A 16,257-nucleotide genomic window follows, 5' to 3' on the forward strand; every position below is an offset into this window, starting at 1 on the left:
TTGCAATGAACAAGCACACCGAACAATTCCTCTCCACCCTGGTGCAGCCGCCCAAGGACTGGGCTACCGTGGGCAAGCCGCATCCGCATGAATCGGCATTGCTGCACGTGACCGGCGAGGCCACCTATACCGACGACATCGTCGAACTGCAGGGCACGCTGCACGCCGCACTGGGCTTGTCGCAGAAGGCCCACGCATGCGTGCGCGGCATGGACCTGAGCCGGGTCAAGGCTGCGCCTGGGGTAGTCGCCGTCTTCACGGCCGCTGACATTCCCGGTGAGAATGAATGTGGCGCCATCATCCATGACGATCCGGTACTGGCCGATGGCCTGGTGCAGTATGTGGGCCAGCCGATGTTCGTGGTGGTGGCCGACAGCCACGACCACGCCCGCCGTGCCGCACGCCTGGCCGTGGTCGACTATGAAGAGCTGGCCCCCATCCTGACCCCGCGCGCCGCCCATGCGGCGCAATCCTATGTGCTGCCGCCGATGCACCTGAGCCGCGGCGAGCCGGCCGTCGCCCTGGCGCTGGCGCCGCACAAGCTGCGCGGCCAATTCGATGTGGGCGGGCAGGAGCAGTTCTACCTGGAAGGACAGATTTCCTACGCCATCCCCAAGGAAGGCCGTGGCATGCACGTCTATTGCTCGACCCAGCACCCCAGCGAGATGCAGCACCACATCGCCCACGTGCTCAACGTGGCCTCGCACGATGTGCTGGTGGAATGCCGTCGCATGGGTGGCGGCTTCGGCGGCAAGGAATCGCAGTCGGCCCTGTGGGCCTGCGCGGCAGCGGTGGCGGCGGCGCGTCTGCGGCGTCCGATCAAGCTGCGTGCCGACCGCGACGACGACATGATGGTCACCGGCAAGCGCCACTGCTTCGCCTATGACTACGAAATCGGCTACGACGACAGCGGCCGCATCCTGGCCGCGAAGATCGACATGATCTCGCGCGCCGGCTTCTCGGCCGACCTCTCGGGTCCGGTGGCCACGCGCGCGGTCTGCCACTTCGACAATGCCTACTATCTGTCGGACGTGGAAATCCACGCCATGTGCGGCAAGACCAACACCCAATCCAACACCGCCTTCCGTGGCTTTGGCGGACCGCAGGGTGCGCTGGCGATCGAATACATCATGGACGAGATCGCCCGCAACCTGGGCCGCGATGCGCTGGAGGTCCGTCGCAACAACTTCTACGGCCCCAGCGATGCCGAGGGACCGGACGCCCGCAACGTCACCCACTACGGCCAGAAGGTCGAGGACAATGTCATCCACGGCCTGGTCGACCAGCTCGAACGCACCAGCCGCTACCAGGAGCGCCGCCTGGCCGTGGCCGACTTCAATGCCGCCAATACGGTGCTCAAGAAGGGCCTGGCGCTGACACCGGTGAAGTTCGGCATTTCCTTCAACGTACCGCACCTGAACCAGGCCGGTTCGCTGGTACACGTCTATACCGATGGCTCGGTGCTGGTCAATCACGGTGGCACCGAGATGGGCCAGGGCTTGAACACCAAGGTGGCGCAGGTGGTGGCCCATGCGCTGGGCGTGCCGCTGGAGCAGGTGCGCTGCACCGCCACCGACACCAGCAAGGTCGCCAATACCTCGGCCACCGCGGCCTCCACCGGGAGCGACCTCAACGGCAAGGCCGCCCAGGACGCCGCCCTGCAGATCCGTGCGCGCCTGGCGCAGGTGGCGGCCAAGCGTTTCGGCGTGGCCGAGTCCGAGGTGCGCTTCGCCGATGGCTTGGTGATGGCGGGCGAGCAGTCGCTGCCCTTTGCCGAACTGGTGATGCAGGCTTACCTGCAACGGGTGCAATTGTGGTCCGACGGTTTCTATTCCACGCCCAAGGTGCACTGGGATGCCAAGCGCATGCATGGCCATCCCTTCTTCTACTACGCCTATGCGGCAGCGGTGTCGGAGGTGGTGATCGATACCCTCACCGGCGAATGGAAGCTGCTGCAGGCCGACCTGCTCTATGACGCCGGCGAAAGCCTCAATCCGGCGCTTGATGTGGGCCAGGTCGAGGGCGGCTTCATCCAGGGCATGGGCTGGCTGACGACCGAGGAACTGTGGTGGAACAAGGATGGCAAGCTGATGACGCATGCCCCCTCGACCTACAAGATCCCGGCCATCTCCGATTGCCCGCAGGCCTTCCGCACCGAGCTGTACCAGAACAGCAATGTGTCCGACACCATCCACCGCTCCAAGGCGGTGGGCGAGCCGCCGCTGCTGCTGCCGTTCTCGGTGTTCCTGGCCATTCGCGACGCGGTCTCGGCGGTGGGCGAACATCGCGTCAATCCGCCGCTGCGCGCCCCGGCCACCAGCGAGGCCATCCTCGATGCGGTCGAGGCTGTCCGTGCGGCCAGCCTGCCGCAGTAAGCCAGTCAGCCAGCGTAACGGAGAGCAATCATGACAACATGGCTTGCCGCATTGAGGAAGATGCAGGAAACCGCGACACCGGCCGTGCTGGTGACGGTGGCGCAGATCCAGGGGTCGACACCGCGCGAGCCCGGGGCGCGCATGCTCTATACCGCCGATGACCAGTTCGACACCATCGGCGGCGGCCACCTGGAATGGCGCGCGGCGCAGATCGCGCGCGCCATGCTCTCCGGTGAGGCCGGCGAGCTGCCGGGCCAGCGCCGGCTGGAGCGCATCGCACTGGGCCCCAGCCTGGGGCAGTGCTGCGGTGGCGTGGTCTTCCTCTGCTTCGAGCGCGTCGCCTGCGACGCCACCGGCATGACGACCTGGCAGGAGCTGGAACAATCATGGTCCAGTGGCAATGACCTCTGGCGGGCCTTGCCACTGGACCATACCGATCCGCTGCAGCTGATCGAAACCGATGGCGAAGCCTGCCAGCTTGACGGCCCCGATCACGGCCTGCCGGTGGAGACCCTGCGCAACACGCGCCAGACCCACCTGCTGCGCGACCGCCATGGTCGCCGCTGGCTGCTCGACCTGTGTCGGGCACACCAGCCGCAGGTGGTGCTGTTCGGCGCCGGCCATGTGGGTGCCGCCATCGTCAAGGTGCTGGCCAACCTGCCCTGCCGCGTACTGTGGGTGGATGAGCGCGAAGAGATGTTTCCCGCCGACCTGCCAGCACAGGTCAGCATCGAAGCCACCGATGTGCCCAATGCCGCGGTCGACATGGCCGAGCCCGGCGCGTATTATCTCGTGATGACCCACAGCCACGCCCTCGACCAGCAACTGACCGAGCGCATCCTCAAGCGCGAGGATGGCGCCTGGTTCGGCCTGATCGGCTCCTACACCAAGCGCAAGCAGTTCGAGCATCGCCTGGCCGAGCGTGGGTTCAATGCCGCGCAGCTGGAACGCATCACCTGCCCCATCGGCATCCCCGGCATCTATGGCAAGGAGCCATCGAGCATCGCCATCGCCGTGGTGGCGCAGCTGATGCAACTGTGGGAACTGCGCTTCACGCAGCCCAAACCCAAGGGAGTCACACCGTCCTTGGTCACACACGCGCTGGACGGCAGAGGCTGAAGGAACACCCTGCCGTCACCCCCTCCCGGGAATCCACTCTCCTCTCCTACGCTGCGGAGCAGCCTGGATTCCCGTCTCGATTCCACTTTCGCCCTTGATGGAAAGCACCGCCACGGCAGTGCCTTCCAGTATGATGACCATTGAATCGACGGCCTGCGCGCGCCCATGCGCGCCGGGCCGCACGCATTGAGGAAACGCCATGAGCACACCCCTGCAAGCCTACCGCGCCAGCCTGCTGTACTTCACCAACGACCCGGCCTTCGACGAACACGCCACGCAATGGCACAGTGATGGCCTCCTGCTGGTGGCCGACGGCAAGATCCAGGCCGCCGGCGACTACGCGCAACTGGCCGCCACCCTGCCGCCTGGCACCCCGGTCCAGGAACTGCCGGGCAAGATCATCTGCCCCGGCTTCATCGACACCCACATCCACTATCCGCAGACCGACATCATCGGCTCGCCCGCGCCGGGCCTTCTGCCCTGGCTGGACAATTACACCTTCCCGGCCGAGCGGCGCTTCCAGCAGCCGGAACATGCCGCCGAGGTGGCCGACTTCTTCCTGGCCGAACTGCTGCGCAATGGCACCACCAGCGCGGCCGTGTATTGCACCGTGCATCCGCAGTCGGTGGATGCCTTCTTCCAGGCCAGCCATGCGCGCAACCTGCGCATGATCGCCGGCAAGTGCCTGATGGACCGCAACGCTCCCGACTTCCTGCGTGACAGTGCCGAGCGCGGTGTGCGCGAGAGCGAGGAACTGATCGGCCGCTGGCACAACAAGGGACGCCAGCACTATGCGATCACGGTGCGCTTCGCGCCGACCTCCACACCCGAGCAGATGAAGCTGGCGGGCGAACTGGCGTCGCAATATCCGGACGCCTACATCCAGACCCACGTGGCCGAGAACACCGACGAAGTGGCCTGGGTCAAGGAGCTCTATCCCGATGCCCGCAGCTACCTGGACGTCTACGACGGCTATGGACTGATGCGCCAGCGCGCCCTGTATGCGCACTGCATCTGGCTGGACGACCAGGACCGCGCCCGCATGGCGGCTACGCAATCGGCCGCCACGATCTGCCCGACCTCCAACCTGTTCCTGGGCAGTGGCCTGTTCGACTTCGCCCGCGCCGATGCGGCACGGGTACCGCTGTCACTGGCCACCGATGTGGGGGGCGGCACCAGTTTCTCGATGCTGCAGACGATGAACGAGCTCTACAAGGTCGCCCGCATGGGCGGCACCTACCTGCCGGCGCAGCGCATGTTCTATCTGGCCACGCTGGGCGGGGCGCGCGCCTTGCAACTGGAAGGGAGCATCGGCAGCTTCACGCCCGGCTGCGACGCCGACTTCATCGTCCTCGATCCGCAGGCAACCCCACTGCTGGCACGTCGCAGCGCCACCACCGAGAGCCTGGAGGAGCAGTTGTTCGCACTGGCCATCCTGGGCGATGACCGGGCCATTGCGGCCACTTATTCGGCGGGGGTGAAGGTGCATCAACGCTGATCGGCCCCGGCACCCCGGGAAGCCATTGCAGGCCCGGCCTCGCCATCATGGCGAGGCCGGGCTTTTTGTTGGTCGATTCTTTTTTACTTATCCAGCATTCATGCAGGAACAGGAAGGGCCTGCCCGTCTGAATGAATCGCCTCAGCGCGGCTGGTAAAGGTAGATGAAGGCATCCACCGCGCGCTCGGCCGAGTCCTGCAGGGCCTGCGGGGAGATCTCGGTCACCACGTTGAGCATGCGCGCTTCCATCCACTCCGCCTCCACCAGAGAGCGGAACTGCAGGGCGGCGATCCAGGCGTCGCTGTCATGGAGCTTGCCCTCGTCCATCTTGACCTTGAGGAAGTCGGCGATCTTGGCCCAGCCGCGCTTGGGGCCGCGCTCGTAGAGCATGGGGCCCAGCTCGGACCTGCCGGCATAGTAGGACGCCAGGCGCTTGACCGCGATCACCTCGGGCCGGAAGATCACATCCAGGTAATGACGCGCCAGCCGCAGCAGGCCCGCGCGCAGGTCATCCTCGTTACGCAGGGCCATGAAGGCTTCCTCGAACTGGCAACCCACCTGCTTCATCATCACTTCGACAAAGATCTCTTCCTTCGAACTGAAGTAGTTGTACAGCGTGGCCTTGGAGCCCCCAATACGGGCCGAGATCTCGGCCATGGAGGCGCCTTCGAAGCCGATCTCGTTGAACACCTCGCCGGCGATGTCGATCATCGCCTGCCGGCGTTCCTCACTTTTCTTGCGCATGAATTTTCCTGTGGTGCGGGCCGCATTCGCGACCAATCCCGAATTATAGGCGGAGATATCACCCAAAGCCGCCGGTTTCACATCAATTCCCCGCAAAAAATCACTGTTGCGGCGTTGCCGCACAAAGACGAGTAATTTCTCGCAATGCGCCTTGACTATTCCAGAATCTCAATACTATACTGAACTGTACAGTTTTAAAACAAAGTATTCTTCATCCCTCTCTCCACGATCATGAACAGACATTCCTCTCCCGACCGCAGCGGCCCGACCCGGCCCGGCCTGCGCATGGAGCGGCGCCAACTGCCCCTGAGGCAAATGGCGACGGCTTCGGCGGCAGTGCTGGCGGCTGCGCTGATGGCCGGCTGCGCCTCCTTTACCGATCTCGGTGCGCGCGCCGAGCCCAAGTCCATCGATAGTTACCAGAGCGCCCAGACGCTGGCGGCCACCGGCGTGCAGACCGCCTGGCCGGCCGATCACTGGTGGCAGGTCTATGGCGACGACCAGCTGAATTCGCTCGTCGACGAAGCCCTCAAGAGCGCCCCCTCGATGGCGGTCGCCAAGGCGCGCCTGATGAAGGCCGAGGGCAGCGCCCAGCAGCAAGGTGCCGCACTGTATCCGGAAGTGAGCGCGAACGCCTCGCTGGATCACATGAAGCAGTCCTACAACAACGGCGTGCCGCCGGATTTCGTGCCCAAGGATTACAACAACGAAACCCGCGCCACGCTGGACTTCAGCTACGAGATCGACTTCTGGGGCAAGAACCGCGCCGCGCTGGCGTCGGCCACCTCGGAACTGGAAGCCAGCCGCGCCGATGCCGCCCAGGCGCGCATCACCCTGGCCACCTCGATCGCCTCGGCCTATGCCGAGCTGGCGCAACTGTATGCCCAGCGCGATACCAACGAGGCCGCCCTGAAGGTGCGCATGGAAACGCTGGATCTGTTCAGGCAGCGCTTCGCCAACGGCCTGGAAACCCGCGGTTCGGTCAAGCAGATGGAAGCCCGTAGCGCCATCGCCCAGGCCGATCTCAAGGCCACCGACGAATCCATCGGCCTGCAACGCAACAAGCTGGCCGCGCTGGCCGGTGCCGGTCCGGATCGCGGCCTGTTGCTGGTGCGTCCCAAGATCGACCTGTCCAAGCCCTTCGCCCTGCCGGCGCAACTGCCGGTGGAACTGCTGGGTCGCCGTCCCGACATCGTCGCCGCACGCCTGCGCGCCGAAGCAGCGGGCAAGCAGATCAAGGTGGCGCGCGCGGCCTTCTATCCGAATGTCAACCTGAAGGCCTACTTCGGCTTCCAGTCGCTGGGCATCGACATGCTCACGCGCAGCGGCTCCGACATCGGCAGCATCGGCCCGGCGATCTCCCTGCCCATCTTCAATGGCGGTCGCCTGCGCGGACAGTTCCGTTCGGCCAGCGCCAGTTATGACGAAGCCGTGGCCAACTACGACCAGGCCGTCACCCAGGCCCTGCAGGATGTGGCCGACGTGGGCGTGAGCGAAAAGGCCCTGTCGGGCCGCCTGGACAATGTCCAGGCCGCCGCCGACGCCGCCGAGGAAGCCTACCGCATCGTCAGCAACCGCTACAACGGCGGCCTGGCCAACTACCTCGACGTACTCAATGCCCAGGACACGCTCATCAGCAACCTGCGCCAACTCTCCGACCTGCGCTCGCGCATGTTCACCCTGGATGTCGCGCTGGTGCGCGCACTGGGTGGTGGCTACCGTGCCGCCGACAGCAGCAGCCAGGACAGCGCCTCCGCGCCCCACACCGACACGCAAGCAAAAGGTTAATCATCATGTCCCATAGCGATCCCCAAGCGACCCACACCATGGCCGACGACGCCAAGCAACGCAACGAAGCCGCCGCAGCGACCGCTGCCGCCAAGAAGCGCAAGAAGCTCTTTTCCATCTTCGGTGGCGTGGTCGCCATCGTCGGCATCGGCTACGGCGCCTACTGGTACCTGGTCGGCTCGCGCTACGTCGAGACCGACAATGCCTATACCGCCACCGAAGTGGCCACCGTCACCCCGGCCATCAACGGCATCGTGGCGGACGTGAAGGTGGTCGATACCCAGTCCGTCAAGAAGGGCGACGTGCTGGTGCGTATCGACGACGCCGATGCCCGCCTGGCCGTGGCGCAAGCCGCCGCCGACCTGGATCGTACCGAGCGCAAGGTCAAGGGCTTCTTCGCCAACGATGCCGGCCTGGCCGCGCAGGTGCTGGCCCGCGAAGCCGAACAGAAGCGCGCCGGCGCCCAGCTGCTGTCGGCCCAGGCCGACCTCAAGCGTGCCGAGATCGACCTGCAGCGCCGCGAGGCACTGGCCAAGTCGGGTTCGGTCTCGGGCGAGGAACTGAGCAATGCCCGTACCGCCCTGCTCAACGCCCAGGCCAGCCTGAAGGCCGCCGACGCCAATGAAGTGCAGTCGCGCGCCAACATCAAGGCCACCCTGGGTGCGCAAAAGGCCAGCACCGTCCTGACCGCCGACACCACCGTGGACGACAACCCCGAAGTGCTGCTGGCCCGCGCCAAGCTGGAACAGGCCAAGCTGGACCTGGAGCGCACCGTGTTGCGCGCGCCGGTCGATGGCGTGATCGCCCGCCGCCAGGTGCAAGTGGGCCAGCGCGTGCAGACCGGCGCCAGCCTGCTGTCGGTGGTGCCGCTGCAGGAGATGCACGTGGATGCCAACTTCAAGGAAGGCCAACTGACCCAGGTCAAGATCGGCCAGCCGGTCACCATGAAGGCCGACCTCTATGGCGGCTCGGTGGAATACCACGGCGTGGTCAGCGGCCTGTCCGGCGGTACCGGATCGGCCTTTGCCGTGATCCCGGCACAGAACGCCACCGGCAACTGGATCAAGGTGGTGCAGCGCCTGCCGGTGCGTATCTCGCTCGATCCCAAGGAACTGGCACAGCGTCCGCTGTCGGTGGGTCTGTCGATGGTGGTCGAGATCGATACCCGTGGCCCGATCCAGGCCGGCGACACGCCCCAGCAGAAGACCGCCCAGAACCGCGACGCCAAGGCTGCCGCGCTGTAAATCGGACCTGACACAAGAAGAGGTTTCCCATGTCATCCACTGTTAGCGCAGACGCCGGCGCACTGCCGGCGCCGGCCCCGACGCCCACGCAGGAACCAGGCACGCTCTCCGGCGGCCAGCTGCTGGGCGCCGGCATCCTGTTGGCTGCTGCCAACTTCATCGCCGTGCTCGACACCACGATCGCCAACGTGTCAGTCTCGCACATCGCCGGTGCGCTGGGCTCCTCCACCAGCCAGGGCACCTACGTCATCACCTCCTACGCGGTGGCCGAGGCGATCACCGTGCCGCTGACCGGCTGGCTCGCCAACCGCTTCGGCACGGTGCGCGTATTCATCCTCTCGATGGTGCTCTTCGGCCTCTTCTCGGCGCTGTGCGGCCTGGCCAATTCGCTGGGCATGCTGGTGTTCTTCCGCATCCTGCAAGGCCTGGCCGGCGGCCCGCTGATGCCGCTATCGCAAACGCTGTTGCTGCGCATCTTCCCCAAGGAAAAGGCGCCAGCGGCCATCGGCCTGTGGGCCATGACCACGCTGGTGGCGCCGATCGCAGGTCCGGTGCTGGGCGGCGTGCTGTGCGACCAGTACAGCTGGCCCTACATCTTCTGGATCAACGTGCCGGTGGCGCTGGTCTGCGGCTGGCTAGGCTGGCGCATGCTCAAGCGCTTCGAGAGCAAGACCACCAAGCTGCCGATCGACCGTGTCGGCCTGATCCTGATGATCGTCTGGGTTGCAGCGCTGCAATACATGCTCGACGAAGGCAAGGAAAAGGACTGGTTCGCCTCCACCGAAATCGTGGTGCTGGCCGTGGTCGCGGTGGTGTTCTTCATCGCCTTCCTGATCTGGGAGCTGACCGAGCGCAACCCGGTGGTCGATCTGCGGGTGTTCCGCCACCGCGGCTTCTCGGCCAGCGTGACCACCATCTGCCTGGCCTTCGGTGCCTTCTTCGGCTCGGTGGTGCTCACGCCGCTGTGGCTGCAGGGCTATATGGGTTATACCGCCACCTGGTCGGGCTGCGTCTCGGCGCTCACCGGCATCCTGGCGGTGATGACCGCGCCGATGGTGGCCAAGATGTCGGCCACGGTCGATGGCCGCAAGCTGGTCTGCATTGGTGTGGTGTGGCTGGGCCTGATGACCTTCGTGCGGGCCTTCAACACTACCGACATGACGATCTTCCAGATCGGCTGGCCGCTGTTCCTGCAGGGGATAGGCATGCCGCTGTTCTTCGTGCCGCTGACCGGCCTGGCCCTGGCCAGCGTGAATGAAGAGGAGACCGCCTCGGCGGCCGGCCTGATGAGCTTCTGCCGCACCATGTCGGGCGCCATCGCCACCTCCATCGTCAACACCAGCTGGGAAAACGACACCACCTACTTCCGCGCCGAACTGGCCGGCCTGGTGGACCGTGGCGGTGACGCCATCAACGCCATGGCCGCCACCGGCCTGACACCTGACCAGGCCACCGGTTCGCTGGTGCAGACGGTGCAGAACCAGGCCGTGATGCTGGCCACCAACCACATCTTCATGATGGCCGCGATCTCCTTCTCGCTGGCGGCCATGGCGGTGTGGCTGGCGCCCAAGCCGACCCGGGTGGCGGATACGTCTTCCGCGCATTAAAGCGCCTACCCCTCCCCCACAGTCCGTCCCCCCTGCGGACTGGGCAGGCGGCCACTTCGGTGGCCGCCTGTTTTTTTTGCCCGGCCACGGGCCTCTGCCGATTTTGCTAGACTGGCCCATCGCCATTCCAGCCCATCAGAGGAGACAGCCCGCATGAGAGCCCTGCAAGCCGACGCCTTTTCCATCGACAGCCTCCGGCTGGTCGACCTGCCCACGCCGCAGCCGCGCCGGGGCGACATCCTGGTCCGCGTCAAGGCGGCCAGCCTGAACTACCGTGACCTGGCCATCCTCTGCGGTGGCTACATGCCCTCCCTGCCGCTCCCCTATGTCCCCTGCTCGGACGCCTGTGGCGTGGTCGAGGCGGTGGGCGAGGACGTCACCCGCTTCAAACCCGGCGACCGGGTGATCCCGGTCTACCTGCAAGGCTGGCGCGACGGCGCGCTCACGCCCGAACAACGCAGCAGCGGTTCGCTGGGCGGCCCGCTGACGGGCGTGCTGCAGGACTATGTGGTGGTGCCGGCAGAAGATGCGGTGGCCGCCCCCGGCTATCTCAGCGATGCCCAGGCCAGCACCCTGCCCATTGCCGCCCTGACCGCCTGGTCCTGCCTGCAGCAGGGCGGCTTGCAGGCTGGCCAGACGGTGCTGGTGCAAGGCACTGGCGGGGTGGCCCTGTTTGCCGCCCAGTTCGCCCGCGCCGCGGGCGCCCGGGTGATCGGCCTGACCTCCTCCGACGCCAAGGCTGCACTCATGCACGACCTGGGTGTGGACCACGTCATCAACTACCGTCAGACACCCGCCTGGGGCCAGGCCGTGCGCGCCGCCACCGGCGGACGCGGCGTGGACATCGTGGTCGAGACCACCGGCAGCAGCCTGGGCGAATCCCTGACGGCGGTACGCTTCAATGGCTTCGTCGGCGTGATCGGATTTGTTGGCGGACAGGAAACATCCCTCAACATCCGCCAGCTGATCGGCCCGATGATACGCATGGAAGGCGTGGTGGTCGGCTCGCGCGCCAGGCTGGAGGCGATGATGCGGATGATGGCCCTGCACCAGATCAAGCCCCTGGTCGACGCCAGCTTCCCGCTGGAACGCGCGGCCGAGGGATTCATCCGGATGCAACGCGGCGAGCACTCAGGCAAGATCGTGGTTTGCTTCGACTGAACGCGAGGCCGTGCGCTTGGCTGCACCGGGCTATTGCGCGTACAATCCGGGCTCAAGCATGCGGACCACGGTCCGCATTTTTGATTTATGGCAGCCCGCCTGCCGGCCAGCTGCCTTCATCGCCGCCAGCCACGGCCCGGCTCCGCAACACGGACTCTGGACTCCGGTCCCCGGCATGCGCGGCACACGAATTCCCGAACTTGCAAGACGCGATCACCGCATCGCCATGAGTAGCCAATGACCAAAGACCTCGCCGCCCATACGCCGATGATGCAGCAGTACCTGCGCATCAAGGCCGACCACCCGAACACGCTGGTGTTCTATCGCATGGGCGATTTCTACGAACTGTTCTTCGACGACGCCGAAAAGGCCTCGCGCCTCATGGGCGTGACCCTGACCCAGCGCGGTTCCTCCAACGGCACGCCGATCAAGATGGCGGGCATCCCCTTCCACTCGGTGGAGCAATACCTGGCACGCCTGATCAAGCTGGGCGAATCGGTGGCCATCTGCGAACAGATCGGCGACCCGGCCACCAGCAAGGGCCCGGTGGAACGCAAGGTGGTGCGGGTGGTGACGCCCGGCACGCTGACCGATTCCGACCTGCTGCCGGAGAAATCCGAACGCTGCCTGCTGGCCATGCAACTGGTCCCCAGCAAGTCGCGCAAGCAGATGCAGGTGGGCCTGTCGTGGCTGTCCATGGCCAGCGGCGCCCTGAAGATGATGGAATTCACCGTCGAGGCCACGCTGCTGGAAGGCCGCGTCAAGCAGGAGCTGGAACGCATCTCGGCCGCCGAGATCCTGGTGGCCGATGGCCAGTTCGAGCAATGCGACCCGCTCCTGCCCAACCGGGCGGTGACGGTGCCGGACTGGCACTTCGACCAGCCCAGCGGCGAAAAGGCGCTGCTCGACCAGCTGGGCGTGGCCACCCTGCACGGCTTCGGTGCCGACGGCCTGGGGCCGGCCATCTGTGCCGCCGGCGCCCTGCTGCGCTACGCCCAATCGACCCAGGGACGCGGGCTGCAGCATGTGCGCACGCTCACCGTCGAATCCGAGAACGAATTCATCGGCCTGGATGCCGCCACCCGCCGCAATCTGGAACTGACCGAAACCATCCGCGCACAGGACGCCAATGCACTGGCGCCGACGCTCTTCTCCACGCTGGACCACTGCCGCACCGCCATGGGCTCGCGCCTGCTGCGCCACTGGCTGCACCATGCGTTGCGCGACCAGGAGGTCGCCCGCAGCCGCCACGCCGCCATCAATGCGCTGATGCGCACCGATGCCTGCGAGGGCCTGTCGGCCACGCTGGCGGCCGTCCCCGATATCGAACGCATCACCACCCGCATCGCCCTGCTGTCGGCGCGTCCGCGCGACCTGGCCGGTTTGCGCGCCGGCTTGCAGCAACTGGGTTCGCTGCGCGCGTATGTAGAAATGTGCGGGCGCGACGCCGATGCGCCGCTCTTGGGCCACCTGCATGAAGCGCTGGCCACACCGGTGGACTGCGTCGATCTGCTGGAACGCGCCATCATGCTGGAACCCGCTGCCATGGTGCGCGACGGCGGCGTGATCGCGCCCGGCTTCGATGCCGAGCTGGATGAACTGCGCGGCCTCTCCGAAAACGCCGGCAAGTACCTGCTGGACCTGGAAGCGCGCGAGCGCGAGCGTACCGGCATCGCCAACCTGCGTGTCGAATACAACAAGGTGCATGGCTTCTACATCGAAGTCACGCACGGCCAGACCGACAAGGTGCCGGAAGACTACCGCCGCCGCCAGACCCTGAAGAACGCCGAGCGCTACATCATTCCCGAGCTCAAGGCCTTCGAGGACAAGGCACTGTCGGCCCAGGAGCGTTCGCTCTCGCGCGAGAAATTCCTCTACGAGCAGATCCTCAACGACATGGGCGCGCACATCGTCACGCTGCAGGCCATCGCCCATGCGCTGGCCCAGCTCGATACCCTGGTGGCGCTGGCCGATCATGCCGTGCGCAACAACTGGTGCGCGCCGCAGCTGGTGGACGAGCCCAGCATCCAGATCGAACAGGGCCGCCACCCGGTGGTGGAAAACCAGATCGAGCGCTTCATTGCCAACGACTGCCAGCTGGCCGCCGAGCGCCGCCTGCTGCTGATCACCGGCCCCAACATGGGTGGTAAATCGACCTTCATGCGCCAGGTGGCGCTGATCACGCTGCTGGCCTACGTGGGCAGCTTCGTGCCGGCCACCAGTGCCACCATCGGCCCGATCGACCGCATCTTCACCCGTATCGGTGCGGCCGATGACCTGGCCGGTGGCCGCTCGACCTTCATGGTGGAGATGACCGAATCGGCCTCCATCCTCAACAACGCCACCGAGCAATCGCTGGTGCTGATGGACGAGGTCGGACGCGGCACCTCGACCTTCGACGGCCTGGCCCTGGCCTGGGCCATCGCCAAGCACCTGATCGACGTAACCCGCAGCTTCACGCTCTTTGCGACCCACTACTTCGAGCTGACGCAGCTGCCGGAGATCCACCCTAGCGCGGCCAACGTGCATCTGTCGGCGGTGGAGCACAAGGACAGCATCGTCTTCCTGCATGCGGTGCAGAATGGCCCCGCCTCGCAGAGCTATGGCTTGCAGGTGGCGCAGCTGGCCGGCGTGCCGGCGCCGGTGATCCGTGCCGCGCGCAAGCACTTGTCGGCGCTGGAGAGCCAGTCCATGCAGCCCACGCCGCAATTCGACCTGTTCAGCTCGCCGCAGTTTGTCGAGCCGGACGATGCGCCCGTTGAGTTGTCAGCCGGATTGTCTGCCGGGTCGTCCTCTGAACGCGCCCCGCAGATCGCGGTCGAACCCGATCCGCTGGCACAGGCCCTGCTGCAATCGCTGGACGACATCGATCCCGATGCGCTCACGCCGCGCCAGGCACTGGATGCGCTGTACCAGTTGAAGGCATTGAGCCGGGGCAAGTAAGCCGCCCCGCCCCCGCCCCGTCCCGCTGGCAAGAGAGAACGCATGACGACCCCACGCTTCCTGTTCCCTGCCCTGCTCGCCGGCATCGCCTCGGCGGTGATGTTCATGGCGACGCCGGCGGCGTGGGCGGCACCGCAGGACTTCGCCTTTGGTGTCATCGGGCACGCCACCGGCGCGACGCGGGGCGAGGATGCACTGCGCCAGGCCATTGCCGAGACCGATGCCGACAACCTCGCCTTCGTTGTGGTCAATGGCATCAAGTCCGCCTCCGAGGGCTGCGACGATGCGCTCTACAACCAGCGTCACGAGCTCCTGGCGCAAGCCCAGAATGGCGTGTTCATGTCGCTGGCCGGTAGCGACTGGATCACCTGCCGCGACCGCGAACAGCGCTCCGATGCCATCGAACGGCTGGCGCGCATGCGCGATATCTTCTATTCCGGTGAATTTTCATTGGGTGCCAGCCGCCTGCCGCTGCTGCGCCAGTCGCTCACGCCCAAGTTCCGCAGCTATGCCGAGAACACCCGCTGGGAGGTGGGCAACGTACTCTTCGCCACCGTGAACCTGCCGGCCGGGAACAACCACTTCCTGCTCGATGGCGGGCGCAACAATGAATTCGAGGACAGGCTCATCGCCAACCGCAACTGGCTGCAACACCTGTTCGCCTTCGCAGCCCTGAAGAAGAGCGCGGCCATCGTCTTCTTCTGCGATGGCAATCCCTTCGGACCGGCGCCCAAGCGTTCCTTCTTCCGCACCCAGCGCGACGGCTTCGCCGAGACCCGGCGCCTGTTCTCGGAGCTGGCCGCCAAGTTCCCCGGCCGGGTGCTGGTGGTGCATGGCCAGGCGGTCAAGCCCAAGGCGGCCTCGCACATCCTGTGGAGCGGCAACCTGGGCAATGTGGGCAGCGGCGAGCGCTGGCTCAAGATCGTGGTGGACGACCACCTGCCGCAATTGTTTGCGGTGGCCGATGCCGATGGCGAGCGACGCTGATGACACGACGCTGATCCTGCAAAGCAAAACGCCCGCAGATCTGCGGGCGTTTTGTCGTCTGCGTCAGTGCAACGCGGATCAGTTCAGCGGCTGGCTGCGGAAGTGATCGCCGGCATCGCCTTCATCTTCGTCGTGATGATGGTGATGGCCATGGGCGCCATGCACGTGGCCGTGGGCCACTTCTTCTTCCGAGGCGGCGCGCACTTCGCTCACGGCCAGTTCAAAGCGCAGCGCGATGCCGGCCAGGGGATGGTTGCCATCCAGCACGGCCTTGCCGTCGGCCACTTCGGTGACGGTGAAGATCACCGATTCCTCGCCCTCGTCGTCGGGCGAACCTTCGAACTGCATGCCCACTTCCAGCGGCTGCGGCAGGCGCTCGACCGGCTCGATCTTGACCAGTTCGGAATCGTATTCGCCGAAGGCATCTTCCGGCTCGACCTGGATGGTGACCTGGTAACCGGCTTCCTTGCCGTCCAGTGCTTCCTCGATCTTGGGCAGGGTGTTGTGGTAGCCGCCGTGCAGGTACACCATCGGCTCGCTGCTTTGCTCGATGAGGTTGTTCTGCGCGTCCGACAGTTTGTAGTTCACGGAAACAACCGTGTTCTTTGCGATCTTCATCGTAAGGGGTCCTTTGTATCGATAGATGGTGCGGGAGCGGCAGGTCAACTGCGCCGGTGGCGCGTCGGCGCCTGCCACCCGGGTGGGGCCCAAGAACCTTCCCCTTGCCATTCCCGCGCGGCAAGGACTCTTTTTTGACGGTTTCTCGACTGCGACATTATACCTGCATCAAT

General features: G+C 65.8%; 11 protein-coding genes. 9 read left to right on the forward strand and 2 right to left on the reverse strand.

Annotated features, from left to right (window positions below; all coding sequences use genetic code 11):
* Positions 1–5 precede the first annotated feature (5 nt).
* The 3 genes from xdhB to guaD all read left to right on the forward strand — a co-directional run bounded on the left by xdhB (position 6) and on the right by guaD (position 4,992).
* Positions 6–2,375: a xanthine dehydrogenase molybdopterin binding subunit gene (gene xdhB, locus ACIPHN_RS06525; RefSeq protein ID WP_400434420.1), complete on the forward strand. Its 2,370-nt coding sequence runs from the start codon at positions 6–8 to the stop codon at positions 2,373–2,375.
* 30 nt (positions 2,376–2,405) lie between these two features.
* Positions 2,406–3,494 carry a xanthine dehydrogenase accessory protein XdhC gene (gene xdhC / locus ACIPHN_RS06530; protein WP_400434423.1) on the forward strand — a complete coding sequence of 363 codons (1,089 nt, stop codon included), beginning with the start codon at positions 2,406–2,408 and terminating at the stop codon, positions 3,492–3,494.
* Between the two features lie 199 nt (positions 3,495–3,693).
* On the forward strand, positions 3,694–4,992 hold the full coding sequence (gene guaD, locus ACIPHN_RS06535; RefSeq protein ID WP_400434425.1) for a guanine deaminase: 1,299 nt from the start codon (positions 3,694–3,696) through the stop codon (positions 4,990–4,992).
* Positions 4,993–5,133: 141 nt separating this feature from the next.
* On the opposite strand, the gene ACIPHN_RS06540 is transcribed toward guaD, so the two are convergent.
* Positions 5,134–5,736, reverse strand: a complete 603-nt coding sequence (locus ACIPHN_RS06540) for a TetR/AcrR family transcriptional regulator C-terminal domain-containing protein (protein WP_400434428.1) — start codon at positions 5,734–5,736, stop codon at positions 5,134–5,136.
* 285 nt (positions 5,737–6,021) lie between these two features.
* Here ACIPHN_RS06540 and ACIPHN_RS06545 point away from each other — a divergent pair, with 285 nt between their 5' ends.
* The 6 genes from ACIPHN_RS06545 (at position 6,022) to ACIPHN_RS06570 (ending at position 15,466) form a co-directional block, all read left to right on the forward strand.
* A complete protein-coding gene (locus ACIPHN_RS06545; protein ID WP_400434672.1) occupies positions 6,022–7,524 on the forward strand; it encodes an efflux transporter outer membrane subunit in 1,503 nt (500 codons plus the stop codon).
* Positions 7,525–7,529: 5 nt separating this feature from the next.
* Positions 7,530–8,768 (forward strand): HlyD family efflux transporter periplasmic adaptor subunit, encoded by a 1,239-nt coding sequence (locus ACIPHN_RS06550; RefSeq protein WP_400434431.1) that lies wholly within the window; start codon positions 7,530–7,532, stop codon positions 8,766–8,768.
* Between the two features lie 29 nt (positions 8,769–8,797).
* Entirely contained in the window at positions 8,798–10,375 is a 1,578-nt protein-coding gene (locus tag ACIPHN_RS06555; protein ID WP_400434434.1) for a DHA2 family efflux MFS transporter permease subunit, read from the forward strand.
* Between the two features lie 153 nt (positions 10,376–10,528).
* Positions 10,529–11,536 (forward strand): NAD(P)-dependent alcohol dehydrogenase, encoded by a 1,008-nt coding sequence (locus ACIPHN_RS06560; protein WP_400434437.1) that lies wholly within the window; start codon positions 10,529–10,531, stop codon positions 11,534–11,536.
* A 237-nt stretch (positions 11,537–11,773) separates the two neighbouring features.
* Positions 11,774–14,479 carry a DNA mismatch repair protein MutS gene (gene mutS / locus ACIPHN_RS06565; RefSeq protein ID WP_400434440.1) on the forward strand — a complete coding sequence of 902 codons (2,706 nt, stop codon included), beginning with the start codon at positions 11,774–11,776 and terminating at the stop codon, positions 14,477–14,479.
* A gap of 99 nt (positions 14,480–14,578) precedes the next feature.
* Entirely contained in the window at positions 14,579–15,466 is an 888-nt protein-coding gene (locus ACIPHN_RS06570) for a hypothetical protein (RefSeq protein ID WP_400434674.1), read from the forward strand.
* Positions 15,467–15,544: 78 nt separating this feature from the next.
* Here ACIPHN_RS06570 and ACIPHN_RS06575 read toward each other — a convergent pair whose 3' ends face one another.
* The gene (locus tag ACIPHN_RS06575; RefSeq protein ID WP_400434442.1) at positions 15,545–16,084 is read right to left on the reverse strand and encodes a peptidylprolyl isomerase; all 540 of its coding nucleotides are present in this window, start codon (positions 16,082–16,084) and stop codon (positions 15,545–15,547) included.
* Positions 16,085–16,257: the final 173 nt, after the last annotated feature.

Origin of the sequence: Herbaspirillum sp. NPDC087042 (assembly GCF_044745245.1) — a bacterium.
GTDB lineage: Bacteria > Pseudomonadota > Gammaproteobacteria > Burkholderiales > Burkholderiaceae_D > Herbaspirillum.

Excerpts from the sequence above, each read along its gene's own strand:
- xdhB (WP_400434420.1), top strand. The coding sequence starts at position 6 with ATGAACAAGCACACCGAACAATTCCTCTCCACCCTGGTGCAGCCGCCC.
- xdhC (WP_400434423.1), top strand. The coding sequence starts at position 2,406 with ATGACAACATGGCTTGCCGCATTGAGGAAGATGCAGGAAACCGCGACA.
- guaD (WP_400434425.1), top strand. The coding sequence starts at position 3,694 with ATGAGCACACCCCTGCAAGCCTACCGCGCCAGCCTGCTGTACTTCACC.
- ACIPHN_RS06540 (WP_400434428.1), bottom strand. The coding sequence starts at position 5,736 with ATGCGCAAGAAAAGTGAGGAACGCCGGCAGGCGATGATCGACATCGCC.
- ACIPHN_RS06545 (WP_400434672.1), top strand. The coding sequence starts at position 6,022 with ATGGAGCGGCGCCAACTGCCCCTGAGGCAAATGGCGACGGCTTCGGCG.
- ACIPHN_RS06550 (WP_400434431.1), top strand. The coding sequence starts at position 7,530 with ATGTCCCATAGCGATCCCCAAGCGACCCACACCATGGCCGACGACGCC.
- ACIPHN_RS06555 (WP_400434434.1), top strand. The coding sequence starts at position 8,798 with ATGTCATCCACTGTTAGCGCAGACGCCGGCGCACTGCCGGCGCCGGCC.
- ACIPHN_RS06560 (WP_400434437.1), top strand. The coding sequence starts at position 10,529 with ATGAGAGCCCTGCAAGCCGACGCCTTTTCCATCGACAGCCTCCGGCTG.
- mutS (WP_400434440.1), top strand. The coding sequence starts at position 11,774 with ATGACCAAAGACCTCGCCGCCCATACGCCGATGATGCAGCAGTACCTG.
- ACIPHN_RS06570 (WP_400434674.1), top strand. The coding sequence starts at position 14,579 with ATGTTCATGGCGACGCCGGCGGCGTGGGCGGCACCGCAGGACTTCGCC.
- ACIPHN_RS06575 (WP_400434442.1), bottom strand. The coding sequence starts at position 16,084 with ATGAAGATCGCAAAGAACACGGTTGTTTCCGTGAACTACAAACTGTCG.